We start from the raw sequence: 26,333 nt of genomic DNA, 5'->3' as shown, positions 1-26,333 counted from the left end.
ACCAACGAAAATTTTGTTTGGCAGCCTTTTTTGAAGCGTTAATAATAAGGATGACTTAGTTAAACTGTTATAATACATTATGTATTTGAAACCATTTATCACCGTAGTAGAAAGCTTTTAGAAAGACGGGGGATTCTATGAGGGGAAAGCAGATTTTAATTGGTGCTTTAAGTGCCTTGCTGGTTTTGACCACCAGCGGGACTGCCGGTGCTAAGGGAAAGGCTAAGAAATCAGATAATCATGTCATGACAGCCAGTGTTGTTTTTAAGCCGACCAGCGAAACGAACTTAACAAATGACGTTTATGATACGGTGAATCCTTCATCATCGTCCTATCATCAATATTTAACGCCAAGTCAGTTTGCAGAAAAATTCGGTCAATCAACCGCCTATGTCAATTCAGTCAAAACGTATCTGAATAAGTACCATTTGACGACGTCAACGTTTGCAGGAAACCTGGCTATCAAAGTTAAAGGGCATAGGTCTGATTTGAATAAAGCGTTTAAGGCAAGGTATGTCAAAGGAAAACCGTCACGGACAACGTATCACCTGCCTGGTAAATTGTCGAAAAATGTGGTTGCGGTTATCGGCCTATATGCCAAAAAGGCAGATGGCAAAGTTGCGTCGAAAAAAAGTGCCAAGATCAGCAACGCCGCTGTTCCAACAAGTGGTGAAAAGCCTCAGACCGACATATCCGGCAATCAATTTTCAAAGCAATATGGTGCTGCCAAGTTTGCTGATCATTATCAACTGAGTTCTCTTTACGACAAAGGGTTAACTGGACAAAACCAGCGAATTGGAATTGTGTCCTATGGTGATTTTCGCAAAAGTGATCTACAAACATATTGGCGACAGGCCGGTGTTGCCGATCATTTAAACCAAATTCATAAGATTTACACAATTGATAACGCTAAAACGGTCACCAAGGATATGAATCATTCTTTATCGGAAGCCCAAATTGAAGCAACTTTGGATGTCCAATCCGCAAGTGCGATCGCTCCCGGTGCTGATATTGACTTCTATATAGGAAGTTCGGTCAATCAGGCGACCAATGATTCAGCCGTTTATTTTACGACGTTTGCACAAGCAATTTCTGACAATCAAGATCAACAGATTTCAACGAGCTTCGCACCGACCGTTGAACTACCCGGACAATGGGATGATCATAGTTCAACGTTGCGTCAATATAATCATGCATTTAATTTACTGCTTGAACAGGCAGCTGCTCAAGGGATTACAGTTTTTAGGGCCAGCGGGGACAATGGGCCTTGGGACATGCCCGGCAAAGTTGAAAATCATTCGGTCACGACTTCTCCTTATCAGGTTATTGTCGGCGGAACAACTTTACCTTATCAAAAGATCATCAATCACCGGGTTGTCAGTGTCAAACAGGAACGAGCCTGGGGTGATACCTATTCAGCCGTTCCAAGTAAGAATCAGCCCGCCAATTTTCCCGGTGGCGGTGGCGGATTTTCCGCTTTAAACCCAACACCAAGGTACCAGCAGGGCTTCTCGGGTATTAATACATTTAGAGCCATTGAACTTTTAAAATATAAAAAGGGCGGGTACCTTATTAATAAACACCCACGTGTCATTTATGGGACCGGACATTCAAGAAACCTACCGGATGTTTCAAGCAATGCGGACATTCAAACCGGCTATGCAACTTATCTTTCGGGTCCAAAAGTAATAAGTAATTCAAAGAAAAAGATCAAAACAGCGCAAACCAAGATCTGGATGATTGGTGGCGGGACTAGTTACGCTGCGCCACAGGTGGCTGCAGCTAATGCTGTCATGGGTAGCGGCCTTCAAACCAGAATCGGGTTTTGGAACCCACAAATTTACAAGTTTGCGGCCCAGCAGGATACACCATTTAATGTATTAGATGATGCCGATCAAAATAACAATCTATACTACACGGGACAGCCGGGTAAACTGTATAATCAGGCAACCGGTCTGGGAACCATTAATTATGAAAAACTATATGGACATTTTCAGGACGAAAAGACGACTGATTAATTTAATCGGAATTTTGGCTTTCAATTAAATAAAAAGTTGAAACAACGATAAAAATGAAATAGGCACCGTTTCACTTAACCTATCCAAAGGACCGGAAAGTGAAGCGATGCCTATTTTTTTGATAAAGCTGTTATTTAACCGGAACCTGTTTTTTAGAATCGACCGCTTCTCGAATCTGCTTTGTAAACTTCTCAATAGCAGTCGGTGCGTTTTGTTTTTCCTTAGCAACAATATCAACAATGGCACTGCCGATAATGACACCATCAGCGATTCCTGCCATTGCTTGAGCCTGTTCAGGCGTATGAACACCAAAACCGATAGCGGTTGGGACGTCGGTATACTTTTTGATTTCAGTCACCAAGTCCTTTAAGCCGTTAAAGAATTCGTTTCGCTCACCGGTAATGCCCATTGAGGAAACCACGTAGATAAATCCTGAAGCACTTTTGGCGATCTTTTCAATTCGGTGGCCGGAGGTTGGTGTGATCAATGGAATAATATCGACACCGTATTTTTCGGCAATTGGGACAATTTCATCACGACTTTCATATGGTAGATCCGGAATAACCAAACCGGAAACGTTTAAATCTGCACAACGTTTCAAAAAGGCCTCATAGCCGTATTTGAAAACGATGTTTAAGTAAGTTAAGAATACCATTGGGACATTGGTTTCTTTTCGGGCGGCTTCAACAATTTCAAAAACGGTCTTGGTTCGAACCTTGGCGTCAAATGCTCTTAAGTCTGCCGCTTGAATAACGGGACCATCCGCTACCGGATCGGAAAAGGGGATGCCTAATTCAACGATGTCAGCACCACCATTGGCAAGTGCAACCACATTTTTAACGGTGGTTGCAAAATCCGGATCATCGGCAACAACGAACGGAATAAAAGCTTTGTGATTTTTAAAAACGTCTGATAAATTACTCATCAATGTCCACTCCTTTGTATTTGGCAATACTTGCGACATCCTTATCACCACGTCCGGAAAGGGTGCAGACAATGATTTGATCTTTGGACATCTTTGGTGCAATTTTTTCAACGTACGCTACCGCATGGCAACTTTCAATTGCGGCAACAATACCTTCCTGTTTAGCAATGTATTCAAATGCCTGAACGGCTTCATCATCGGTAATGCCAACGTACTGTGCGCGGCCTTCCTGTGCGAGGGCGGCATGTTCCGGCCCAACGCCCGGGTAATCAAGGCCGGCAGAAATGGAATAAACCGGATCGATTTGACCGTCATCATTTTGCATGAATAATGATTTCATACCGTGGAAAATACCAACGGTGCCCCGTTCAATGGTTGCGGCGGTTCTGTCGGTATCAACTCCCTTACCTGCGGCCTCAACGCCAACTAATTTAACGGAAGGGTCGTCGATGTAATCCGCAAAACTACCGATTGCATTACTGCCGCCACCCACACAGGCAACTACCATGTCAGGTAATTGACCTTCTTTTGCTTGAAGTTGTTGCTTGGACTCTTTTGAAATGACACTTTGGAAGTGCTTAACGATTGCTGGGAATGGTGCAGGGCCAACGGCTGATCCCATCACATAGAAGGTATCTTCGCTTCGACTGGCCCACTCTTGAAGGGTTGCGTTAACGGCATCTTTTAGAACCATTGATCCGCTTGTCACCGGATGAACCTTTGCGCCAAGTAATTCCATTCGATAGACGTTCAGCTTTTGACGATCGGTATCTTCTTTACCCATGAAGATTTCACAATCCATCCCCATCAATGCTGCGATCGTTGCGGTTGCGACACCATGTTGGCCGGCACCCGTTTCCGCAATCAATCGCTTTTTGCCTAAGTGTTTGGCAAGTAATGCCTGACCGATCACATTATTGATCTTGTGAGCGCCGGTATGGTTTAAATCTTCACGTTTCAGGTAGATTTTGGCACCACCGAGGTCTTCGGTCATATTCTTGGCATAGTAGAGTAGGGATGGACGGTTGGCGTAATTTACCAATAAATCATTTAATTCGGCTTTAAATGCCGGATCATCTTTTAAATCATTAAAAACTTTAGTTACTTTTTCAAGTTCGGTCATTAATGTTTCCGGAATATATTGACCGCCGTAGTCTTTTCCATAGCGACCGACACGTTTCTTTTGTTGTTTTTCTTCATTTAATGTTTTCATAGTAAGACTTCCTCTTTCGCGTTTTTAATGAATTGAATGATTTTATCGGCATCTTTATGACCATCGGATTCAACACCGCTGGATACGTCGACAATATCGGGCTGAACAAGTTGAACAGCTTGTCTGACATTTTGTGGGGTTAAACCGCCGGCTAGAATGAGTGGTCGATTGATATGCGGGATGGCTTTTAAATCAAGTAGTTGACCACTGCCCTTTCCGCTGTCAACCATCAGGTAATCAGCTGTTGAAGCTAAGTCGATTGATTGGCGTTCAAAAACCTGAATGACCTTTAGGCCGGCACGTTGCAGTCGGGTAATGTCACCCGGCGTGCTTTTTCCATGGAGTTGAGCGATATCAATGACGCCGGCTTTATAAATGGCAAGGATTTCATCCATGGACTCATTAACGAAAACGCCAACGGTCTTGATCTTGGGATTTAACAACTTTTTTAAAGTTAATGCCCTTGCAAGTGATACTTGATGACGGCTGGGAGCGAAGACAAAGCCGGCAAAATCAGCTTCGGCTGCGTTTACTGCCAAAATGTCGTCGGGCTTCATGAGCCCACAGATTTTAACCTGTACCATATTTTAAGCCTCCTTAAATGCCTCAATTAATTGTTTCTTTTTGTTGGATCTCATTAACGTTTCACCCATGAGAATGGCGTTGAAGCCGGCTCCTGCCAGTTCTTTAACATCCTCTTGGGTCTTGATGCCGCTCTCTGCGACAACGGGAATGTTCTCGGGCACCATGTCCCTTAGTTTTAAACTATTGTTAAAATCAACTTTAAAGTCCTTGAGATTTCGGTTGTTAATGCCGATAATCTTTGCATCGGATCTTAATGCCCGGGTCACTTCGTCAGCGGTATAGGCTTCAACGATTGCCTGCATACCAAGGCTTTCGGCCAATCGTCGATAGTCGCGTAACTGTTGATCATCAAGGATGGCGACGATCAAAAGGATAATGGAAGCACCGTTTGCCTTTGCTTCATAGATCATGTAAGGATCAATCGTGAAGTCCTTACGAAGGGTAAGCGCCGAAACGGTTTGACTGATTTCTTTTAAATAATGAAGATGACCGTTGAAGTAATCCGGCTCGGTTAAGACTGAAATTGCATCGGCTCCGGCCTGATCGTATGATTTGGCGATTTCCAAGTAGGGAAAATCCGAAACGATCGTCCCCTTTGATGGAGAAGCTTTTTTGACCTCAGAGATAACGTGTAAACCGGGTTGTTCTAATATAGTAAGGAAATCCGGTTTGGGATTGGCCGGCATCTCGGCAACAACTTGTTTTAAATCGGTGAATGACTGCTGTCGTTGATGGCGGGCCAATCGGGTTTTGGTAACAGCTACCAGATCGTCCAGGATCATGCCACCACGTCCTTACGCTTATTGGAGAAAGCCAGTAGTCGATTGAGTTCTTCAAGGGCCTTACCGTCATCAATGGTTTTTGCAGCCAGATCAATGCCTTCTTGAATGGATAGTTCCGGATGAGCCAAGTGAAGGGCCGAACCGGCATTCAGTAAAACGATGTCTCGCTGTGGCCCTTTTTTGCCGGCCAAAATGTTACGGGTGATTTGGCCGTTATCTTCAGGAGTACCACCGACAAGATCGGCACGTTGACTGCGTTTCAAACCGAATTGTTCCGGGGTTAACGTGTATTTAGTCAAGTGCCCGTCTCGTAATTCAACCACTGCGGTTTCATCGGCGGTTGTCATTTCATCGAGCCCGTCGCGGCCGTGAATCACCATGGCGTTTTTGACACCGAGCTTTTTCAATACGTTGGCCAATGGTTCGAGTAGGGACTCGTCATAAACACCAAGCAGTTGACGGGTTGGATGAGCCGGATTTGCCAATGGTCCGAGGATGTTGAAGATAGTTCGGAAGCCAAGCTGCTTTCTAACCGGGGCAACGTACTTCATTGATTTGTGATATTCTTGTGCAAACAGGAAGGCTAAGTTATTTTCCTGTAGGCTTTCGTAACTGACAGCTGGTGTTTCGTTGATGTCCAGTCCCAAAGCTTCAAGGACATCAGCAGCACCACTCTTGGATGAAGCTGCGCGATTGCCATGTTTGGCAACTTTGGTGCCCGTTGCTGCAACGACAATGGCGCTGGTCGTTGAAATGTTGAAGGTGTTGGAATGATCACCACCAGTTCCGACAATTTCCAGAACGTCCTTTGTTTCGGGAAAGGCAAGTGCGTGGCTTCTCATGGAAGCAGCAGCGCCGGCAATTTCATCAATCGTTGGGTTTTTGGCAGTTAAAGCGGTCAATAAGCTGGCTGTTTGAACTTCGGATGCTTCACCGTTCATGATTTCGTCTAATACGGCTTGGCTTTCTTCAAATGTTAGGTTTTCGTGGTTAACGACTTTTTCAATGGCTTGTTTAATCATCATAAATTCCTCCAAATTGTGTTTTGACCTTAGATAGTTGTTTGTTTTAAGTGACTGAAAGTTATTATGAAAATTGCCATCGTTTAATCTCGTTTGTTTGACTCATGTCCAAGACCTCCGTTTATACAAAAAATCCGTCCATAACTTTGATAAGTTAAGGACGGATTATTCCGCGGTGCCACCTTAGTTCAATTAACCGGGTCTTCTACAAATAATATCGCTTGATTTGTATGAAATTCCCAATTAATCACTCTTAGCGAGGGACCAACATCCCTCCGACAACTGACGTATGCCTTCACGTTTCTCCGTACTCGAACTCTTTCGGGAGAACCCTCAGTGGTCCATTTAATCATCTGCGTTCGATTGCACTCTCAGCACCGGCAACTCTCTTTACGTGCACAATGACCTTGATCTCCACTTCATTGGTTTTTCTCATGGACGAATTATTAATTGTTGCTTTGTATATTAGAGGCTTTTCATAAAAATGTCAATGATTTTAATGATCTTTTTTTGGTTATGATCTTAAATGTGTGTTAAAAGTAGAGAAAAACACCATGACTTTTTAAAATTGACTTGAATTGATTCTATACGTATCAAGGGATTTAGTGACTTTAACATCTGAATGAGCAATTGGATTTGAAACGCAAATTTTTTTTGAAATAATAGTTATCAGATGATTAATTTTTGCCGATTCTTAGAAAAGTAATTATCAAAGTAAAAATATCTAGCTTTTAGGGTAGGGAAGTGGTAATACTAGTGGTGAAAGAAAGAATAAATCGGGGAAGATTTGGAAGCGATCGGCATGCAAAGTCAATTAAGGCCCACACAGGGACAGTTTAGAAATCAGGTTCAGGACGCACTACATAAGAAGCGCATTGATGAAATTAAGTTAATCGGGGATTTTGCGACGATTGCCAACTTTATTATGTATGTTTCATATATCGGTGAGATTATCAGTAATTTAAACGGTAATCCAATTTCACCCATCCAGCCGTTATTTGCCGCATTAAACGCTACGTTATGGGTTAGCTATGGCTGGTTGAAGCCTAAGAAAGACTGGCGGTTGATCATCGCCAGCTTTCCAGGCGTTGTTTTTGGCGTATTGGCAGCGTTGACGGCCATGGTGTGAAGAGAAAAATGGACGATCATTATTTAAAATATTTTTATACAAAAGCTGATCCGTTTTAGGTTCGGCTTTTTATTTTAAAGGAGCCGGTAGTTTTGCATGGTATTGTATAATGGATTGTATTAAATGATAAATGGAGTATGAAATCAATTGAGAGCAAAAATAGCCGACATTGCAAAAATAGCAGGTTTGTCTTCTGCTTCTGTTTCGCGAATTTTGAATGGTCGTGGTCGATATAGTGAAGAGACTGCCAAACGTGTTAAAAAGATTGCCAACGAGATTGGTTATTATAAAAACCGTTCTGCTTCTGATTTGGCGAGCCAACGTAATAATACAATTGGGGTTATTAACTATATTGCTGAAACAGGTGCAAATGATCAAGTCATTAAGGGAATTTTAGAAGAAGCGGATCGTAATAATATTGACGTCATTATGATGATGTCTAAACGGGACGATCAAACCGCCATTGCCAAAACAGTGCAGAGCATGATTGAAAGACGAGTGCTTGGCGTTATTTTTCTGTCTGTTCGACCCGACCAAGAAATTATTGATCGGCTCCGATACGCGAATATCTATCCACAGGAAGTTGCAAGTGCGAGTGATAACCGCATCTCGTATATTTCATCTAATGATTTTCAAATTGGGTATCAGGCAACCAAATTTTTATTGGATCAGGGATACCAAAGAATCGGTTTTGTTGGTGCAAATATATCGGAAGATTATATAGGTGTTAACCGGTACAAAGGATATTTGGAAGCTTTGAAAGAGAAACGTATAAAGACTGATCCCGGTTGGGTATTTGAAGGGGACGGCAAGTATAGTTATCAATCGGGACTCGATGCCGCAAAGTACTATGAAAATATGAAAGGTGTGGATGCTGTTTTGGCAACAAGCGATGATGCTGCACTGGGGTTATCCAATGGCCTGTACGATCTTCAAAGGAAAGTACCTGACAATATTGCAGTCATTGGCATTGATGGAACAGCAGTATGTTTAAGGACCCGTCCTCAAATAACCAGTGTTACTCAAAATTTTCATTTAATGGGACAAATGGCTGTAGATGAAGTTATTAACCCGGCACGTCAGATTGATGATATTCAAAAAATTCAAATTCCATTTACGATTGATGTCAGGGAAACAACAAAATAAGTAAACAAATGAGTTGCGGAACAAGAAACCGAGCCGGATTTAATCTTGGCTCGGTTTCTTTATGGTTTAAATCGTTAAAATTTTTAAGTTGGATATTAAGATACTTCCGGCAATGACCAAAATTGATCCAATGATAATCCGTATCATCTGATCTGATGTTTTATGTTCATGTAAAAGATAAATACCGCCGAACGTCCCGATAACAACACCGGTTTGCGATAGGGTTGTAGCCATTGCCTGACCGATCAATGGACTTGCCGCAGAAATAAACATGAATAAGTTGCCAATTCCCCAATCGAGTCCTGTAACAAGGTTTCGCCAAGCTGGCTTGGCAAACAATTGTCTACCTTCGTGAAAAATAAAAATACCGATTAGAATAGATCCGATTACCTGACCACATGCTTGGGGTGTCACAATGGCAGTCATATAATTTATACCATGATTGGCATTATGAACAGACTCGCTGACATATCCCGTTTTTACCAATAAATTTGGGAATACGAAATATAACATAAACCCGATTGTTGAAATGATTAAGGCAACTATTCCCTGCATGTAGGTTGGAGATCTCTTTTCCTTTCGTTGTTTTTCCAAATGGGATCTTGCTGATGTTAGTAGCGCTCCGATTGTAATTAGTGCGATCGAAATCGAACCAAAAAGCCACATGCTAACAGTAATCCATTCGCCAAGTACGGCAGCAGCCATCAGCGCATTTGAAATAATTTGGCCGGCAGTTGAAATGGGTAAGGCTGCCGAGACCCCCATCTTTTTGAAAGCAATGAATTGCCCGGCTGTGCCAATGGACCAAAAAATGCCCGAGAAAAAGCCTACTTGCCATATGTGGGAAGTGACCTGGATACTCTGTGGCATAACAAAGAAGAAGTAGACTAACAACCCCAAAATTAAAGCACCCATGGATTCTCCAAGGGTCTGTTGGGCGGCGGATCCACCCATGATGGTACAAATGATGCCGACCGCTCCCCATGTTAAGGGAGGAATTAAAGCCATTAAAATACTCATATCAGTACCCCTTAATTAGAGACGATCATTTAATTCCTTACCTAATTTTTCGTAACCGGGCTTGCCCAACAAAGCAAACATGTTGGTCTTGTAAGCTTCAACGCCGGGCTGATTGAATGGGTTGATGCCATTCAAGTAGCCGGAAATTGAAACGGCAATTTCGAAGAAGTAGATCAAGTATCCCAGGGTGTAAGGGGTTTGGTCCGGAATATGAACACTCATATTCGGAACGTTACCATCGGTATGGGCCAGGACCACGCCTTCAAAAGCTTTGGTATTGGCAAAGTCCATGGTTCGGCCTTCCAAATACTTCAAACCGTCCAGGTTATCCGCTTCCTTGGGAATATCCTCATCGTGGTTGGGATGATCAACCTTAACAACGGTCTCCATTAAGTTTCGCAGACCTTCCTGGATGTATTGGCCTAAGGAATGCAGATCAGTCGTGAAGTTGGCGGATGAAGGGTAGATCCCTTTTTGATCCTTACCTTCGGATTCACCCATTAATTGCTTCCACCATTCAGCCAGGTACTGCATGTTGGGTTCATAGTTTTCCAGCAATTCGGTTGTGAAGCCCTTGCGGTATAAAATATTCCGGTAGGCAGCGTACTGATAGGCTTCGTTTTTGGTCAAATCCGGATCGGTATAAGCGTCGGCAGCGTCAGCGGCGCCCTTCATCAGGTCATCGATGCTGGCACCGGAAACGGCGATTGGCAGGAGACCGACCGGTGTTAGTACGGAGTAACGGCCACCGACACCATCAGGGATGATGAAGGTCTCATAACCGTTGGCATCGGCTTCTTGGCGCAAAGCGCCATGAGCTTTATCCGTTGTCGCATAAATTCGTTCCTTGGCCCCTTCGGCACCATACTTTTGAATCAGCTTGTCCTTGAAGATTCGAAAGGCAATGGAAGGTTCCGTGGTGGTACCGGACTTGGAAATAACGTTAACGGAGAAGTCCCGGTCGCCAATGAGATGAAGCAGGTCATAGACGTACGACGGGCTGAGTGAATTACCGGCAAAGAAGACCTGAGGGAATTCACGCTGGTCGTCGGGCAGGTAGTTGAAGAAGGTATCGTTGAGAAAATCAACGGCCATCTTGGCTCCCAGATAGGAACCGCCAATTCCGATGACAACTAAAACCTTGGAGTCGCCCTGAATCTTTTTAGCTGCCTGTTTGATACGGGCAAATTCGGCTTTGTCATAGTCTTTGGGCAGGGTTAACCAATCCCGAAAATCACTGCCGGCACCGGTGCCTTGACGAACCTCGGCATCAGCAGCGGTGACCATAGCCTGCATTTCGCCCAATTCGTTGTCATGGACGAATTTTGATAATTTTGAACTGTCAAATGAAATATGCATCATTACAACTCCTTTAAGTAAATTTGGATAAATAAAGATGCCATGTTTATGTTATTCAAAATGGCATCTTTATTAAGATTAACTATAATATTTGACAAAATTCGATGGTTTCTTGATTTGGTCCAAGAATATTGAAATAACGAATGCCTTTTTCCCAGAAGGAAGGAATTGATTGAATTTCATGGTCAACCAAGTTCAAACCTTGTGCTTTGGCATCGGCAAAGGCTTTTTCAACATCCGGTGTATTCAATGAAATATGGTTAATAGCGCCGGCCTTCATTGCCACCGGATCACCTTCCCATGTTTCGATGGTCAGGTTGCCAAACCTCATGAACGCACAACGATTTTCACCGTTGTGGAACAAACCGGCCTGGTCGAAACCAAGTGATTCATAAAAAGCAATTGTTTTATCTAAATCTTTTGAAGGAATTCCAACGTGTTGAATTCCTGTGATATCATCCTTGATCATTTGTCTTGTCACCCATTTTTAATTTTGACGTAGTTGCTCATTTGGATAAATAACAACTTTTAATGAACCGGCCTTATCTGTACGTGTTTTTTCAAGAGCTTCTTTAGTTTGATCCAAACTGTAATAGTTAGTTAAGAGGTTCTCAAGCTCATCCATGTGTTTTGCTAAAATTTTAACGCCTAATGCATAGGTGTTGGCATAGCGGAAAATACCAAAAATCTGGGTTTCATGATCAGTCATAAACGGAACATCCAATGGGACTTGATCCGTAGTTGGAACGCCAACGTATGCGAGTTTACCACCGCGTTTTAGAGTTCGGAGATCCTCACGCTCAGCAGATGGATTCCCAGAAGCATCCATAACATAGTCGACACCCTCGTCATTAGTTAGCTGATTAATACGCTTGAGTGAGTCTTCCTGACGAATGTCGATAACGTCATCAGCACCAAGTTTCTTAGCGGTTTTAAGTCTAAGGTCTTCACTATCACTGATAATAATTTTATCAACGCCAAATTGGCGGAAAGCCAGGATAGCTAAAAGACCAACTGCACCGGCTCCTGAAATAAAAGCAGTCGTTCCAGGCTTGACATCCAACTTTTGACATACGTGAATGCCGACGGAAAATGGCTCATTTAAAGCAGCAATTTCATAGGGCATGTCATCGGGAATTGGAAAGACAAAATCTTGTGGGTAAGTGATCAATTCTGAAAGATCACCATTGACTGGCGGGGTAGCCATAAACTGCATCTTAGGGCAGAGGTTGTATTTGCCTTCGCGACAATAACTGCAGTGACCGCAAGGAACACCGGGCTCAATTGCGACTCTATCTCCCCGTTTGAGATCAGTTACTTCATCTCCAGTGGCAACAATAATACCGGAACTTTCATGACCTAAAATCAATGGTTTCTTGACCACAAAGTCACCAATATGACCGGTATCGTAGTAGTGAACATCCGAGCCACAGATACCAACGGCCATAACTTTAATTAATACATCCGTTGGCTTCATTGGTGGAAGTGGGGTGTCCTTTAATTCAATATCAAATACTTTGTTGAGAACAGCACTACGGGTCGTGTCGGGATAGTTATCCTTAGTAATATTTGGAAGTGAAACTCGTTCTTTAATGTCCATGATTAAAATCCTCCTAGTAGATAATTAAAATAGTATAAAAACATGACGTAAGTTAGGTTGTGTATTTAAGTACCGTGTATCACCACCTTGAATGAATTAATAAGTTTATTTGTTATATTCTCGAAGCGCTAACGCGAAGTCACCAATGGTTGCTGAACCATTATGTTTAGCCATTGGCATCTTAATGTAATCATTTAATGGGCCAACCTCAACGTATCCATTTAGTAACTTTGCAAATTGTTCTCTTACTTTTTGCAAAAATGGTTCACTAACAACCCCACCACCAAAAATAATTCGATTGGGGCGTAGTTCGAGAGTAGTTTGAATTGCCGCTTGAGCAACGTAATAAGCCATAATATCCCAGACATGATCTGTTAACGGAACGTCCTGTCCCTTTTTGCCGGTGCGGGCTTCAAATGTTGGACCAGAAACCAATCCTTCCAAACAGTCACCATGATAAGGACAAATACCCTTAAAACTCAGATCATCTGGATGGCGTCTTAGATAAACATGGCCCATCTCGGTATGTCCCCGGGTACCGACAAACTTTCCATCAATAATGACACCCGCTCCAACACCAGTTCCAATCGTGTAATAGACGAGTGAATCCAGCATTTCATTGAAAAGAGAAGCGATGACGTATTCTCCATAAGCAGAACCGTTCACATCAGTCGTCCAAAACATCGGAATATCAAATTGTTTTTTTAACGTTCCAAGAAAATCGGTATTTGCCCATCCCTTCTTTGGGGTGTTTGTAATAAAACCGTATTTGGGTGAATTCCTTCTTATTTCGATTGGTCCAAAAGAAGAAATAGCAAGGGCGTTTAATGAATTGAACTTTTTAAAATAAGCCACTGTTTTTTGAAGTGTTTCTTCGGGAGTAGTGGTTGGAAAAACCGTTTTGTCAATGGTACGAAAATCTTCATTGCCAACAGCGCAAACAAATTTAGTACCGCCAGCCTCAATGCTGCCTAACAGCAAATGATCATCTCCAATTAAATTTGATTATATTTTGATGGGCTTTATAAGCTCATTTGATTTTTTGAGTAAGCGTTTACTCAAAAAGCTGATTTTATTAAGCGGTGGGATTGTGTATATTTCGGATTAATTGTTAACAAGTGAGTATTAGCCTGATAAAAGCTCAGATTCATTTTTACAACACAAGGGATAAATCAGAATAGGCAATAAGTTGTTTGAGTAAACGCTTACGCACATTATTGCATCTCACCCAAAACCTGTCAATGCCAGAATCTATGAAAGTTCGTGAAAACCAGCTAATCAGACATGTCATAAACAAATTGACGCTATTGGCTTTATTCCTTGACAGATAACGCTTTATAATTAAAAAAGGACGGTCATAAGTGATGAAAATATTGAGCCCCCTTGTGAATCACAAAGGGCGGCAGATCAATGATTAGTCTATGATTGCGCTTTCAAAAAACAAAAAAATAAAAAAATATTGTTCAAAATCCGTGATTTTTAACTAATCAACAGAATTAAACAATATGTTTAGATTACAAACTCAGTAACTTTAAATTCGTAATTAAAATACTACCAATAATGACTAATACTGACCCAAGGACAATTTTGACCATTTGATCAGGGGTTTTACGTTCATGAAGAATGTAAATACCCCCAAATGTGCCGACCACGATTCCCAATTGCGAAAGTGTTGTGGCGGTTGCTTGGCCAATAGCGGGGTTGGCGGCTGAAATAAACATAAATAAGTTTCCGATTCCCCAATTGATTCCGGTTACAAGATTTTTGAAAGTTGGTTTTCCCAATAATTGCTTTTCATGCAGAATAAAATAGCCAATCAATGCTGATCCAATAACCTGACCAACTGCCTGTGGGGTGACAATAGCGGTCATGTAATTGATACCATTATTTGCGTTATGGATTCTTTCGCTGATGAAGCCGACTTTTACGAGCAGGTTTGGAAAGACGAAGTAAAGCATGAAGCCGATGGTTGATAAAAGCAGTGCGAATAGTCCCTGCATGTAAGTGCTTGGGCGTTTCTTCGCTGTTTTCTTTTCCGCTTTTGAACGTGCGGCTGTTAAGAGGGCACCAACCGTAACCAGAGCGATTGAGATAATGCCGAAGAACCACATGTTTAAAGTCGTCCATTCTCCCAGAACGGCAGCTGCCATTAAGGCGTTACACACGATTTGACCGGCCGTAGACAGTGGGAATGCAGCTGACACACCCATTTTTTTATAGGCAAAAAATTGACCGACGGTACCAACGGACCAGAATAAGCCTGAGCAAAGCCCGACTAACCAGATTCTGCTGTCGACAGTGATACCGTTTGGCATAACAAAGAATAAGTAGACGCCAAGTGCCAAAATTAATGCGCCGCATGATTCACCAAAAGTTTGTTGTGCGGCAGATCCACCCATTTTAGTTCCAATGATACCGGTTGCACCCCATGTGATTGGTGGAATGAGTGCTAATAATATACTGATGCTCATAATAGTCCCCCGTTTTTAGTAGCTCGTTACCTGTTTTTGCTTTGTGACAAAAATGATTATATCACAGGCAGGGCCTGTAGTGACGGAAAGATCTTATGTTATAAACGGATTTTTGGCATATAATGAATTAAATAATGATCATGATTGGGTCAGTTAACCTATTGATTGAACCAAATGAATGATGTGGCATGTTTTTGACATAAGGCAGGAGGCACTTCATGAAACTGACAATTTCACTCGCACAACTTGATATTTACTTTGGGGAACCGGATAAGAACTTTGCTCAAATTGAGCCGGCAGTTAAGCAGGCTGCTGAAGAACATGCTGATATTGTGGTATTTCCGGAAATGTGGAATACCGGATATGACCTGACGAGATTTGCACAAATCGCGGATCCCGATGGGCAGCGAGCCAAAACGTTACTGGCAAAACTTGCAAAAAAATATCAATTGATTGTTCACGGCGGCTCTGTGGCTACAGCACATAACGGCGCTTATTATAATACAACATATATATTTGGTCCGGATGGAAAACAGTTAACCAGTTACCAAAAGGTTCATCTATTTGGCTTGATGCGTGAAGACAAATATTTGTCTGCCGGACATGAAGAAGATCATTTTCAAATTAAGGGTATTAATGCAACAAGCGTGATTTGTTATGACATTCGTTTTCCGGAATGGCTACGAACACTGAGTTTGGATGATAGTCGAATCATTTTTGTACCAGCCGAATGGCCGACCGTTAGAATGCCTCAATGGCGACGCTTGTTAGCCGCCCGGGCAATTGAAAATCAGAGCTTTGTGGTAGCCGTCAATCGGGTTGGCAGTGATCCCGATAATGATTTCGGTGGTCATTCCGGGATTTATAATCCATTGGGAGATGAACTGCTGACATTAAACGATCAATCTCAGCTGAAGACGGTTACGATAGAGACAAACGAGACCGATGATGCTCGTGGGTTTATGCCGGTGTTTGCTGATCGACGACCGGAATTGTATAGATAGTTGTTAAATTAACGTCGAAGTGAGTAAAATTTTTGACTAAAGAACAGTTGAGAAAATTATTCTGCTGGTGAACGAGGACAGGGCGATACTTTCAGACGTTTTGAAAGTATCGCCTCATTTTATCCTCGGTATGGCGGTAGTAGTTAGCTTTAATTAGTTAAAGTATCTGGATAACAGCTATTTCTTGGTAAATAGGACTAACTGTTACGCAGATGTTTTTTAGTGCGCTGATAAACAACAGGTTAGGGAGTTTCTTATATGAATTGATACCGGATGCGCAGTTATTTATGTTGTTTTCTCTTCATTGTCGTTGAATAAAGCTGAGTGTTACATTTGTGGTCAACCATGAACGTAATTGTTTAAAAAGTAATTCTTGGTAAGGAAAAAATAGCACAACTCCCCATTTTGTATACATAGGTTCCTAGTGTCATAAACTCACTATGAGTGATATAAAACAGATATAAATCATAATATGATATTAATCGTTAATGTGTATTATCATTACAAAACTGTGTTGACGAATTGGGCCGATTGGATTACAACATAATTAAGGATGTTTCACAGGGACGTCATATCTCTGATCACATTTTTTGGGGGGATATTGATGAAGGGGATTCAAAGGGGATTATTGATTTTTGGATTAATGTTGGGAGTGTCATATGAAATTCCAACAACTTTTGCGGCAACTACCGTTAATTATGGTGTGTTTGCAAGATCCAATAGGGATGATCATATTAATTTTTATTTTCGATTTAATAAAAAGCTTACCCGTGTTTCAAAAAAATATCATGAATATTTTGGCAGTGTAGCTGTTTATGATACTAAAATTCAAAATAATAGTGACTATAATGTGCGTTTTTATTTTTCAAAACTTTGGTTTGCAAATATAACGGGATATCGATTTTATGATGACGTTGTTCAGCGTCCAAAGAAGGCGGTAGTAGTAAAAGCTCATACGACTAGAATAGTCAACAACAGTTTCCGCGACACGTTTGATTCGGGCTACAGTTATTATGTTCCGCAAAGAAAAAAGCAATTTGTGATTCAGTATTATGACGATAATTCTTATTACCTTGCAAAAATTAATCATTTCCATTACCTAAGTAAAGGGGTGGGGTGGAATCCAACGTGGAAATGGACGAAATGATGCTGCTTAATCATCGCAAATAAAAAATAAGTTATCTGAGGTTAGATGCCATTCAACTATTGATTTAAGCGGGTGATTTGAATTATCAAGAAAATACGAAACGGGTTCGAAGCCTATTGAGGCTTAATTGCAGTTATCCTTTTTGTATTGTATTTATTGGTTCCTAAATTCTATATACCCTTCTTTTGCATTGCACTAGTATATATGGGGGTTGATCTGGTACGAGTAGTGAAAGGACGTTACTGGATCGCCATTATTTTTGACCTCGTCGTTCTTTGCGTGATTGTTAATGTATTGTTGAGAAAGCTTTTAGGATGAAAAATCTGGCATTTTAAAATCAAAAAAAGGGATGGAGGCATTTGAAATCATGGATTATTAAATTGGTAAAGTTTCTAGCTGGCGTGTTCTTTATCCTTATTATTTGTATCATGATCCTGTCTTTGTTTCCCAAAGACTCTGTTCGGTTACGGATTGCTATAGATGGGCATCCGATTACTGCACTGAAATGTCATCCCAAGTATTTTTCTAAGTCTGAAAAATATTTTAGAAAACCGGCTTATTCTATTCAGAGTCGATATGGTTACCCATCATTTGACGGTTCATACGAAGTCTATAATTTTAAAGTTCAAAAGTATGTTGTCTTTAATTTTGCTGAACACATTATATAGACGAGATGATTTATCGTCTGAATATTTTGACTATTAAAGCTTCATGATGAAGCTGGATTTGATTGTTTTTTAACAAGTTGGCGTTATCAAGCCTTTTTTGATACAAGGGGGATTGGGATGTTTTCACAGTTGTTTGCCAAAGCAAGAAGAAATCCATTTATAATTTTATGGGTTACACTTTCCGTCATTCAAATCACTATGATTTTTCTAGATCAGCCGAGTGTTCAAGTGTTACCAGGTGAACAAAAGATTAGTGTTACCTATTTACTCTGTGGATTGCTTTCCTGGTTTGCCTGGAATATTAAACTCATTATCCCAACTTTGATTTTAAGTCTATTGCCGACCTATCTGTTTTCCGGACTCTTTCTCTCAGTGATCGGCTCCGGACAATTAACGGTCGGAGTCATGCCGTTGGCGGCTACGATAATGAAGGTTCCTATCCAAATGAATGATTGGTTTCCTTTTACCATTTATGCATTGTACTGCGTTATGCTGGCTGTGCTTCAAGTGGCACTTCTCTTACTGGTTGGCAGACTAAAGGATACTTATAAGTACCGACTGCAGTACAATCATACACAATCATTTTATATTAACTGGTGGTTAGCGCTTAAAGAAGTTATTTTATCAAAATGGAAAATGCTGGTGTTGATTTATGCCGTGTTGCTTATATTGAAAATATTAGCGCTATCACTGTGAACATTAAAAAAGTCTGGCTTATTTTATAGGAAGTTTGGTAATTATGAAGAATCCGTATAGATTTCTAATATGCTTTATATTAATTTTTCTCGGTTGTGTTAATGGATTTCTTGGGATTTTTGGGCTTGGCCCTTATCCATTGCCTCCGCTGACATCGATTATTTACTATATAATCGGGGCTTCGGGGGTGACCGTTATTGTCGGAAGCATATATTTATTTCCAGTAAACAAAATAGTAGTTAGGATTTTGTCTTCAATTTTGATTATTTGTAACTTGGTGCCAGTTATCTATCAAATTGTTGAAGATTACTATTTTATGTTCCCCTTTTTTATGATCGAAATTTTAGTTGGGATTATCACGTTTTTTATTCCAACAAAAAATTTATGATATGGGGTGTTGTAGATGACGCGACTCACAAAAATTGTTGTTATCATACTTATAGTTATCGTGGTTGTCATCGTTTGATACTTTATTCTTGCTGGCGCAGCGCTCCCTTTTTCCATGCGATACTTCTAAAATTCATATGGTAGTTGGCGTATGACTAATTATCTTGGCCACACTTGTTGCTTTCCGGTAAATCTTAATCCTAAAAGTTAAAAAAGATGAGAAAATGGGTAATACTCAAACCATATACTCAGGCGTGCAACGCTGGAAAGGGTGATATATATGAGAATGCATGATTTTCTAATGAGTAAGTGGGCATGGTTAATACCAATATTTATCGGTGGATTTGCGATTGTTTATAATGATAGGCTGGCATTTGATTTTTCTGATATCCTTGGAGGAATATTCTATTTATTCGCATTAGTCGTCATTATATGGCAAGGATGGACAGCAAAAAAATCATCTAAAAAGTAGCATCGTAAAATTGAAAATGAAGAATGTATCCTATTTCAAAAGGCTGATGTAAGTGTGTTGACTGATCAGGTCCGCATTTGTAATGATATGTGAAAGAATCTATGGGGGAAAGCAATATACATAGGCCCTGGTGAACGCGAGAGTAGCATATGGCATTAAAGTCGGATAATAATTAAAGCGGAGATCTAAAGACATTGAAAACGAAAGACAAAAGTATTATGAAGTTGGGAAAAGTATTTTTGTCAGTGATCATCCTTTTAATTATTTGTATCGTTTCGTTGTCTACATCACCCAGAAACGCTGTTTGCTTGCGTATGATACACGATGGTCATCCTGTTATGGCCATAACCTGTAACCCGTATCATGATAAAGATTACAGCCGTTATTTAAATACCACAATTTATAGTATTTCGAAGAAGGATCAGTATTCTTCTGCAAGCGGCAATTTTTTGGTGGGGATGTATCGAATTCAACATCATTCATTTCTTTATACAGCAACCCCACAGCCCGATATTGTAAAATGAGGGTCATTAAAGTTCAAGACTGGTAAATTGTAGGTGTATTTGCCTATTTAATGAGGTGGTTTTCGTAACCTGACAATTGGTGAAAATAAACTGCTTTCGAAACTAGCAAATTATTTTTTAATATACAAATAGTTATTTAGCAGTGGCCAAGTATATCAAGGTACTATTATTTTGACTGTCATCTAACAAAACGGATGGATAAGGTGTGGTGAAGTACGATTCAGGACCATCTTGAGCGCCGTCAAAAGAAGCAATCCCGATATAGTAATGGTCCATACTCTTCCGCTTTTCGTCTGGATACCCATTCTCATTTAAAATACGCTTAACATGGTTAACTCTTTGGGTGATAGGCTTTCCGGCAGTTTTGCTTAAATACCACATTATATCATCGCTTACTTGGGTTGATCCGGCAGGCTTCAAATCATTCACGTTGATATAGTTGGTATAATTTGGATCTAAAGTGGGTTTCCAATTTCCACTTGTGGCTGCGGCTTTGGACAAATCCAGTTTAAGCTGAGTATTAGGGAATAGCTTTAGAATTGCTCTAGCTAATCTTTGCGATCGATCAGTTTTAACATAGTTGATAAATGTCGATTCCGTGTTAAAATTTGCAGGCGACTTAGCTAGTAAACGGGTGAGGTAGCCACTCCAAATCCAACCTTTAATTTTGAAATTGGCACTGGCACCAACATAATAGTAAACCGCTCGCTTGTTATTATATTTTTTGGCTTTTGCGTAAAAAACATACCAATTTGAATTAGCATAATTTTTGATATTGTGAAGCCGTTTAGTGTGACGATAGTTCCATAAGTAGGCTGATTGTGAGGCTGACTTGGCTTTATAAGGCACCGCACCAACTTGAGCTTTATGATAGTTGAATGAATAATTAGCTGGAAGTTGGTTGGCCTCGGCGTTGCCAGCTGTGACAATTGCAAAACTGACAATTGTTGTCAGTAGAATTAGTACTAATTTGAGTTTGTTCATGTGAACTTTCCTTTCTGAAAACAACGTATTTTTATACCTAGTGCTACCTAGTGCCAAATTCTATTGTAGCGAAATCGGCTAATAGATTATAGTTTGTGAATTTTGAATTAGAGGTATTTAAAGTAAAAACATCAATGGCTTTTCAACATCTTCTGGGAGCATTGAGGCTGTTTTGACGGAAAAACAGTGATTAGTGCACTGAGATTCATTAAAATAAAGGGCTCATGACGTTTTAGCCTTTGTAGAGTTAAAAACTCCCCACGATAAAAAAACGCGGGGAGCAACTATTGCATGCAAACTGCACGCGGGGAAATGTGGCTAGGGGGATAGCCACACTATTATTTTATCATGACGAATTAAGCCTAGCAGTCAATTGAGCTTTTTTTGTTATCCGCATCACAAAAGCGGTAATTATCAAAAACCAATTTTTCACCATTTGATGGCAACCTTTAAACAATCAGTAGCAACTTAATAAAACAGACAAAAGGCACCTCATAGCGGTTATTTTTCATTAATAATAACCACTATGAGGTGCCTTTTAAATAAAAAACTATTATTCATTCACAATGATGACGCGACCGTCATGTTTTTCTTCCAATAGTTGATGGCCCTTGACGAATCCGTCACGTGAAAATGGCAACGTATAGCCAATGTTGACGGTTAATTTACCATCCCTCATCAAATCAACGATGGCTTGTAAAGCTTCCCGATCCGTCATGTCATTTGTTGGATGAATGTGGACAAATTTTAAGGGCTTATCTGTCGTTGGTGATTCATGCGCAACGCTGGCAATAGTGCCGTTTGGTTTAACCATTGCGATATCGTCATCCGTTCCGGCACCATTCATGGCACTGTTAATGACAACGTCTCCCTGATCAGCTAATACCGTTGCTGGATCGCTTTGATCATAGGCAACAAATTGACTGGCTCCAATTGACTTTACAAAATCTTCATTGTGACTGGATGCAATTCCGATCACATTTGCACCGAGATCAGCTGCAATCTGAACGGAAATCGAGCCAACACCGCCGGAAGCGCCTTTTACAATGACGGTTTGACCGGCCTTAACGTTTCCAAAAAACTTAACGGCTTTATAACCTGTTAAACCAGGGGTAATCATACCGGCGGCTCTGGTTGGTGTAATGCCATCCGGTACTTTAACAGTGGCGTCCAGGTCTGCAAGGACAAACTCTGCATAGCCGTGTTCGGTGTGGGTTAGGACTAAATCTCCTTTTGAGAAGCCAGAAACGCGCCCACCAACGATGGTAACTTCGCCGACGACATCACGTCCCGGAATAACCGGTGAACCAATACTACCATAACCACCAGCCCGTTCTGCTCTTTCACGGTTGTTAAGGCCGATTGCGATTGTCCGAATTAACAATTGATCTGCTGCAGGAGATGGTGTCGGGATGTCATAAGTTTGAAATACGTCCGGAGCACCATGATGATCATACCCAAATGCTTTCATAAATCTCCGCCTCCTCATAACTGTTGATAACGTGGTTATTGTAAGCGGAAACACAACCAAGAGCAAGCAAGTTGCCCTGCCAAGCAGTGGACAAAGCGATTGTCTGTTGCTGGGTCGACGCGACGATCGATGGACCTTTTAAATCAGTAAAAATTAGAATGGGTTTAAAACCCAAATTCCATAAAGAATGATTTCCTATTTAGGCTGTTTCAATTCGATATCCTGAGTTGCCATCCGATTTCTCATGAGGAATGCGGCGCCGATAGCACCAAGGACAACAATAACCCCTGACGTAATGGCTACGGCGGCCATACCATTATCATAGGCTTTAATGACAACCTGTTGTAATGCATGGGCAAATGGTGCTTTCTCGATTCGGGATGAAAAGGCAATGCTGTGGCCGGAGAATGGACCGGCATTAATTAAAGCTTCTTTAATACCATTGAGTGCCTGGGTCGGCATTGAAATGTGGTGAAGGTTGGCGTTTAAATAATTTTCAAATTGGGCATCTTGAATGAGTCCCAGACCAACAACACCAACAGTTGTTCCAAATTGACGAAAGACATTCAATAATCCGGAAACCATTCCCATTTCATTTGGCAAAGCGCCTTCCATTCCGGCTGTATTTAGCAATGGATTGACCATCCCATTTGCCAGTCCCATCAGGACCATTCCCGGCCAGAGTTCAACGAAACTAACGGTGGGGCTGATTGCCTTTGCCATCGAGAAGAAGCCGAGACCACCTATCAGTAAACTGACCACAATCATCCATTTCTTCGAATATCGCGCACTGAGAATCCCGGCAACCGGACCCAGAATAAGTGACCAGGCACTGATTGTCAGTTGTCTGACTCCGGTTTGAACGGCTGAATAACCGATATAATTTTGCATTAAAGCAGTTAAAAATGCGTTGTAAGCGTAAATTCCGGCACCTAAAGCAAAAGCCACGGCAATTGTACCGAGGAAATGAGGCCGCTTAAACATTTTGATATCCATCATGGGATCTTCAACCCGTAACTCGACCAAAACAAAAATGACCATGACAATTACACCGCCGATGAGGAGGCCGCTTACCCGAAAATCAAGCCATGACCAGTGGGGATGACTTTCTTTGACAATCAACCCATAAATAATTGCAAATAATCCGATTGCGGAAAGGATCATTCCGACTAAATCGATTTTATGATTTTTCCCGTAACTCGGTGTTTCAGCAACGTAGAAGATGGTCAGAATGACCGCAATGATTCCAAAGGGAACGTTGACGTAAAAGATGGCCGGCCAACCGAAGTGTTCAACCAGATAGCCACCGATTAAAGGACCGGACGCTGATGAAACACCAATGATTGAACCAAGGATCCCAAGGGCCAAGCCACGTTGCTTACCTTCGAAGTTGGACGCAACCAGTGCCATTGAAAGTGACATCATTCCGGCACCACCGATTGCTTGAATACCTCGACCTATGTCCAGGATAAACAGGCTGGGTGCCATTCCGTTAATTGCCGAAGCAATCACGAACAGGATCAGTGATCCTAAGAAAACCTTTTTTCGACCATACATATCGCCTAATTTTGACATGATCATTAAAGTAACGGCATAAACCAGGGTATAGGCGTTTAACACCCATTGGAGATTTGTAAAAGTTGTGTTGAAGCCACGTGCCATTGTTGGGAGCGCTACGTTGACAACCGTTACGTCCAACAGCCCCATGAAGACACCGAGACCCATCGCAAGTAGTGCGATCCATTGCTTTGATTTACTTTGTTTGTCCATTTAAACGCTTCCTATCTTCATTGATTTTCTGACGACAATTTTTAATCCATTTAATCTTTGCTCGGCAAATCGATAGACTAAGGTCCAAAGAACGAATCGCCCAAATGATATAGGGATGATTGGCGGTTGGATCGTCGAGTTTGGCGTGTAAATGATGATGGACTTCCTGATAGACCTTAAGATCACTGTGTTCAGCGGCCTCGAAGTCATCTAAAATTTGTTCCTGCGTCGTTGAATCGACGCCGGCCATGGCGCGAAACTTAAAGCGAAAAATTGATTCCCGCTTGGCATCACGTGAGACGGTGTCGTTCATTAGCTGGCGAAAACGTTCAATTCCCGCGGAAGTGATATGAGCCATTTTTTTATTTCTGAGATTATGATCATCCTCAATGAATTCAATAAATCCTTTATTGGCTAATTTTCGCAGTAGAGGATACATCACGCCGTTTGAGATCTCCCGCCTGGGGACCAAACTGCTTTCCAGTATGATCCGTAATTTATAACCGGACATATCCCGTGACGTCAGGACACCTAAAATTAATAATTCGTACAAAATTTTCCTCCTAATATGTCGAAGCGACTTATCTATCATAGGTCGCTTCGACATATTATGCAAGTGATTTTTCACAAATTTCGAATATTTATATGGCGTACTGATGTTGATATAGAGGGCCTTGTGGTAAAACGGTTACATTTTATTGACGATATTTCACAAGAGCTTAATCAAAGAAAATAATAAATATGCTCAAATGAAAATACAGACTTTAAGCATCTCTTTTCGAGAGGTGCTTAAAGTCTGCAAGCGTTAGTAGTGATTAATGCAAAATCGAACTATTTTTTATCCTTATATGATGTCTAATACGTATACCAATTATTGTTTTTGGGAGGCATTAACTCGAAACTGATTGGGTGAAAGGCCGGTCCATCTTTTGAACTGGCGACTAAAATTGGCTAATCCGCTATATCCAAGTGCCAATCCGATATCTGCGACCGAATAGCTGGGTTTCATAAGCAACTTTTTAGCTTCGTTAACTTTAAGCTTGGAGAGGTATTCTCTTGGTGAGATACCATAAGTTTGCTTGAAGATTCTAAAGCCATAGCCATTGCTTAGACCGACTTTTCTAATTGCGTCATCAACTTCAACCGGTTTTTCAACCGGTGCATAGCCGTTCTTAATATAACTGAGGACCTGATTTGTTAATCGGCTTTTCATATAATCGGCCATAATTCTTGAATACTCGACGTGGGTTGATGAGGCGTCATGAGTGTGTTTCATTGCAGATTGATAGAAGGACTGCAACATTTTTGAAAGCTCGATTTGAATAATCATTTTGGTGTTGAAATCAAAAGAACCGTCTTTAATTAATGAGTCCAGTTTAGTTAAATGTGGCGTAATTTTTTTACATAATTCCGAATTGCAAGGATGATAATAACTGATTCCTTGAATGAGTTGAACCTTTAAATTGGGATCATCCAGATCGAAATGGAAACAGAAGTATTTCAATATTTGTCCAGCCCATACCTGGTGAGGGAATTCAGGTGGAATTAAGAAAAAGTCACCGGCGGAGAGCGTATATGTCTTATCTTGAATCTTGACGTATTCGTGGCCTTCAAGAACAAAAATACATTCAAAGGCATAGTGCTTCTCGATTGGTACAACCCACTCGGGACCAACTTTTTGTTCGTGAGCACCAAAAAAGGTTAAATTCCAATCAAGTACTGGTAGTCTTTTTGCATGTTTTAGAAAGTCCATGAGTTACCTCCAATACCCTGTTTGCAAACCAATTATTTGTGATTATTTTCATTATAGGTCATATTTGGATAAATATAAAGCCGATATTCCAATATACATTGGCGTGATAGTAAGGCATACTTGTCTGTGATAAAGAAAGCGCTTTCCAAGTCAAGGCTGTATTAGTGAGATGTTAGGAGGATTTTTA

25 protein-coding genes are annotated in these 26,333 nt (G+C 41.1%); 9 read left to right on the top strand and 16 right to left on the bottom strand.

Going from position 1 to position 26,333, the window contains the following annotated elements; genetic code table 11:
* Positions 1-137: 137 nt before the first annotated feature.
* Positions 138-2,018, top strand: a complete 1,881-nt coding sequence (locus tag GQR93_RS13395) for a S53 family peptidase (protein ID WP_003550513.1) — start codon at positions 138-140, stop codon at positions 2,016-2,018.
* A 130-nt stretch (positions 2,019-2,148) separates the two neighbouring features.
* On the opposite strand, the gene trpA is transcribed toward GQR93_RS13395, so the two are convergent.
* The 5 genes from trpA to trpD are packed head-to-tail and all read right to left on the bottom strand — an operon-like array spanning position 2,149 to position 6,545.
* Positions 2,149-2,943, bottom strand: a complete 795-nt coding sequence (trpA, locus tag GQR93_RS13390; RefSeq protein ID WP_003550511.1) for a tryptophan synthase subunit alpha — start codon at positions 2,941-2,943, stop codon at positions 2,149-2,151.
* On the bottom strand, positions 2,936-4,156 hold the full coding sequence (gene trpB, locus GQR93_RS13385) for a tryptophan synthase subunit beta (protein WP_003550509.1): 1,221 nt from the start codon (positions 4,154-4,156) through the stop codon (positions 2,936-2,938). The genes trpA and trpB overlap by 8 nt, the downstream gene beginning before the upstream one ends.
* Positions 4,153-4,740, bottom strand: a complete 588-nt coding sequence (locus GQR93_RS13380) for a phosphoribosylanthranilate isomerase (protein WP_003550507.1) — start codon at positions 4,738-4,740, stop codon at positions 4,153-4,155. The genes trpB and GQR93_RS13380 overlap by 4 nt, the downstream gene beginning before the upstream one ends.
* A 3-nt stretch (positions 4,741-4,743) precedes the next feature.
* Entirely contained in the window at positions 4,744-5,523 is a 780-nt protein-coding gene (gene trpC, locus GQR93_RS13375; RefSeq protein ID WP_003550503.1) for an indole-3-glycerol phosphate synthase TrpC, read from the bottom strand.
* A complete protein-coding gene (gene trpD, locus GQR93_RS13370) occupies positions 5,520-6,545 on the bottom strand; it encodes an anthranilate phosphoribosyltransferase (protein WP_035444139.1) in 1,026 nt (341 codons plus the stop codon). Before trpD ends, trpC begins: the two co-directional genes overlap by 4 nt.
* 802 nt (positions 6,546-7,347) lie before the next feature.
* On the opposite strand from trpD, the gene GQR93_RS13365 reads away from it, so the two are divergent.
* Complete coding sequence (locus GQR93_RS13365; RefSeq protein WP_035444137.1) at positions 7,348-7,674, top strand: SemiSWEET family transporter; 327 nt, start codon at positions 7,348-7,350, stop codon at positions 7,672-7,674.
* A gap of 147 nt (positions 7,675-7,821) precedes the next feature.
* Positions 7,822-8,820, top strand: coding sequence for a LacI family DNA-binding transcriptional regulator (locus GQR93_RS13360; RefSeq protein ID WP_003550499.1), 999 nt, complete (start codon positions 7,822-7,824; stop codon positions 8,818-8,820).
* Between the two features lie 66 nt (positions 8,821-8,886).
* Here the strand turns inward: GQR93_RS13360 and GQR93_RS13355 are convergent, their stop codons facing one another.
* The 6 genes from GQR93_RS13355 to GQR93_RS13330 all read right to left on the bottom strand — a co-directional run bounded on the left by GQR93_RS13355 (position 8,887) and on the right by GQR93_RS13330 (position 15,270).
* Positions 8,887-9,840, bottom strand: a complete 954-nt coding sequence (locus GQR93_RS13355) for a GRP family sugar transporter (RefSeq protein ID WP_035444135.1) — start codon at positions 9,838-9,840, stop codon at positions 8,887-8,889.
* Between the two features lie 15 nt (positions 9,841-9,855).
* A complete protein-coding gene (locus tag GQR93_RS13350; protein ID WP_159298809.1) occupies positions 9,856-11,202 on the bottom strand; it encodes a glucose-6-phosphate isomerase in 1,347 nt (448 codons plus the stop codon).
* Positions 11,203-11,281: 79 nt separating this feature from the next.
* On the bottom strand, positions 11,282-11,668 hold the full coding sequence (locus GQR93_RS13345) for a VOC family protein (RefSeq protein ID WP_003550491.1): 387 nt from the start codon (positions 11,666-11,668) through the stop codon (positions 11,282-11,284).
* Positions 11,669-11,686: 18 nt separating this feature from the next.
* Positions 11,687-12,799, bottom strand: coding sequence for an NAD(P)-dependent alcohol dehydrogenase (locus tag GQR93_RS13340; protein ID WP_003550490.1), 1,113 nt, complete (start codon positions 12,797-12,799; stop codon positions 11,687-11,689).
* 105 nt (positions 12,800-12,904) lie between these two features.
* Positions 12,905-13,780 carry a fructokinase ScrK gene (gene scrK / locus GQR93_RS13335; protein ID WP_003550488.1) on the bottom strand — a complete coding sequence of 292 codons (876 nt, stop codon included), beginning with the start codon at positions 13,778-13,780 and terminating at the stop codon, positions 12,905-12,907.
* A 533-nt stretch (positions 13,781-14,313) separates the two neighbouring features.
* Positions 14,314-15,270 (bottom strand): GRP family sugar transporter, encoded by a 957-nt coding sequence (locus GQR93_RS13330; RefSeq protein ID WP_003550486.1) that lies wholly within the window; start codon positions 15,268-15,270, stop codon positions 14,314-14,316.
* Positions 15,271-15,488: 218 nt separating this feature from the next.
* On the opposite strand from GQR93_RS13330, the gene GQR93_RS13325 reads away from it, so the two are divergent.
* The 6 genes from GQR93_RS13325 to GQR93_RS13300 all read left to right on the top strand — a co-directional run bounded on the left by GQR93_RS13325 (position 15,489) and on the right by GQR93_RS13300 (position 20,168).
* On the top strand, positions 15,489-16,274 hold the full coding sequence (locus GQR93_RS13325; RefSeq protein WP_003550484.1) for a carbon-nitrogen family hydrolase: 786 nt from the start codon (positions 15,489-15,491) through the stop codon (positions 16,272-16,274).
* A gap of 604 nt (positions 16,275-16,878) precedes the next feature.
* A complete protein-coding gene (locus GQR93_RS13320; protein WP_225430343.1) occupies positions 16,879-17,421 on the top strand; it encodes a hypothetical protein in 543 nt (180 codons plus the stop codon).
* Positions 17,422-17,780: 359 nt separating this feature from the next.
* Positions 17,781-18,089, top strand: coding sequence for a hypothetical protein (locus GQR93_RS13315; protein ID WP_003550480.1), 309 nt, complete (start codon positions 17,781-17,783; stop codon positions 18,087-18,089).
* Positions 18,090-18,206: 117 nt separating this feature from the next.
* Positions 18,207-18,785, top strand: a complete 579-nt coding sequence (locus tag GQR93_RS13310; RefSeq protein WP_003550479.1) for a hypothetical protein — start codon at positions 18,207-18,209, stop codon at positions 18,783-18,785.
* Positions 18,786-19,452: 667 nt separating this feature from the next.
* Positions 19,453-19,644 (top strand): hypothetical protein, encoded by a 192-nt coding sequence (locus GQR93_RS13305; protein ID WP_003550477.1) that lies wholly within the window; start codon positions 19,453-19,455, stop codon positions 19,642-19,644.
* 194 nt (positions 19,645-19,838) lie between these two features.
* Positions 19,839-20,168 (top strand): hypothetical protein, encoded by a 330-nt coding sequence (locus tag GQR93_RS13300; RefSeq protein ID WP_035444132.1) that lies wholly within the window; start codon positions 19,839-19,841, stop codon positions 20,166-20,168.
* Between the two features lie 132 nt (positions 20,169-20,300).
* On the opposite strand, the gene GQR93_RS13295 is transcribed toward GQR93_RS13300, so the two are convergent.
* From GQR93_RS13295 to GQR93_RS13275, 5 genes are all read right to left on the bottom strand, one after another.
* The gene (locus GQR93_RS13295; protein ID WP_003550475.1) at positions 20,301-21,152 is read right to left on the bottom strand and encodes a hypothetical protein; all 852 of its coding nucleotides are present in this window, start codon (positions 21,150-21,152) and stop codon (positions 20,301-20,303) included.
* 553 nt (positions 21,153-21,705) lie between these two features.
* The gene (locus GQR93_RS13290) at positions 21,706-22,623 is read right to left on the bottom strand and encodes an NADP-dependent oxidoreductase (RefSeq protein WP_003550474.1); all 918 of its coding nucleotides are present in this window, start codon (positions 22,621-22,623) and stop codon (positions 21,706-21,708) included.
* Positions 22,624-22,818: 195 nt separating this feature from the next.
* Positions 22,819-24,393, bottom strand: coding sequence for an MFS transporter (locus tag GQR93_RS13285; RefSeq protein ID WP_003550472.1), 1,575 nt, complete (start codon positions 24,391-24,393; stop codon positions 22,819-22,821).
* On the bottom strand, positions 24,377-24,946 hold the full coding sequence (locus GQR93_RS13280; RefSeq protein ID WP_225430341.1) for a PadR family transcriptional regulator: 570 nt from the start codon (positions 24,944-24,946) through the stop codon (positions 24,377-24,379). The genes GQR93_RS13285 and GQR93_RS13280 overlap by 17 nt, the downstream gene beginning before the upstream one ends.
* Positions 24,947-25,264: 318 nt before the next feature.
* Positions 25,265-26,146 (bottom strand): helix-turn-helix domain-containing protein, encoded by an 882-nt coding sequence (locus GQR93_RS13275; RefSeq protein WP_003550464.1) that lies wholly within the window; start codon positions 26,144-26,146, stop codon positions 25,265-25,267.
* Between the last annotated feature and the right edge of the window lie 187 nt (positions 26,147-26,333).

The sequence above is a fragment of the Lentilactobacillus hilgardii genome, assembly GCF_009832765.1.
Taxonomy (GTDB): domain Bacteria; phylum Bacillota; class Bacilli; order Lactobacillales; family Lactobacillaceae; genus Lentilactobacillus; species Lentilactobacillus hilgardii.
The sequence above is the reverse complement of the archived record's forward strand: the minus strand, read 5'-3'. Positions and strand labels throughout refer to the sequence as shown.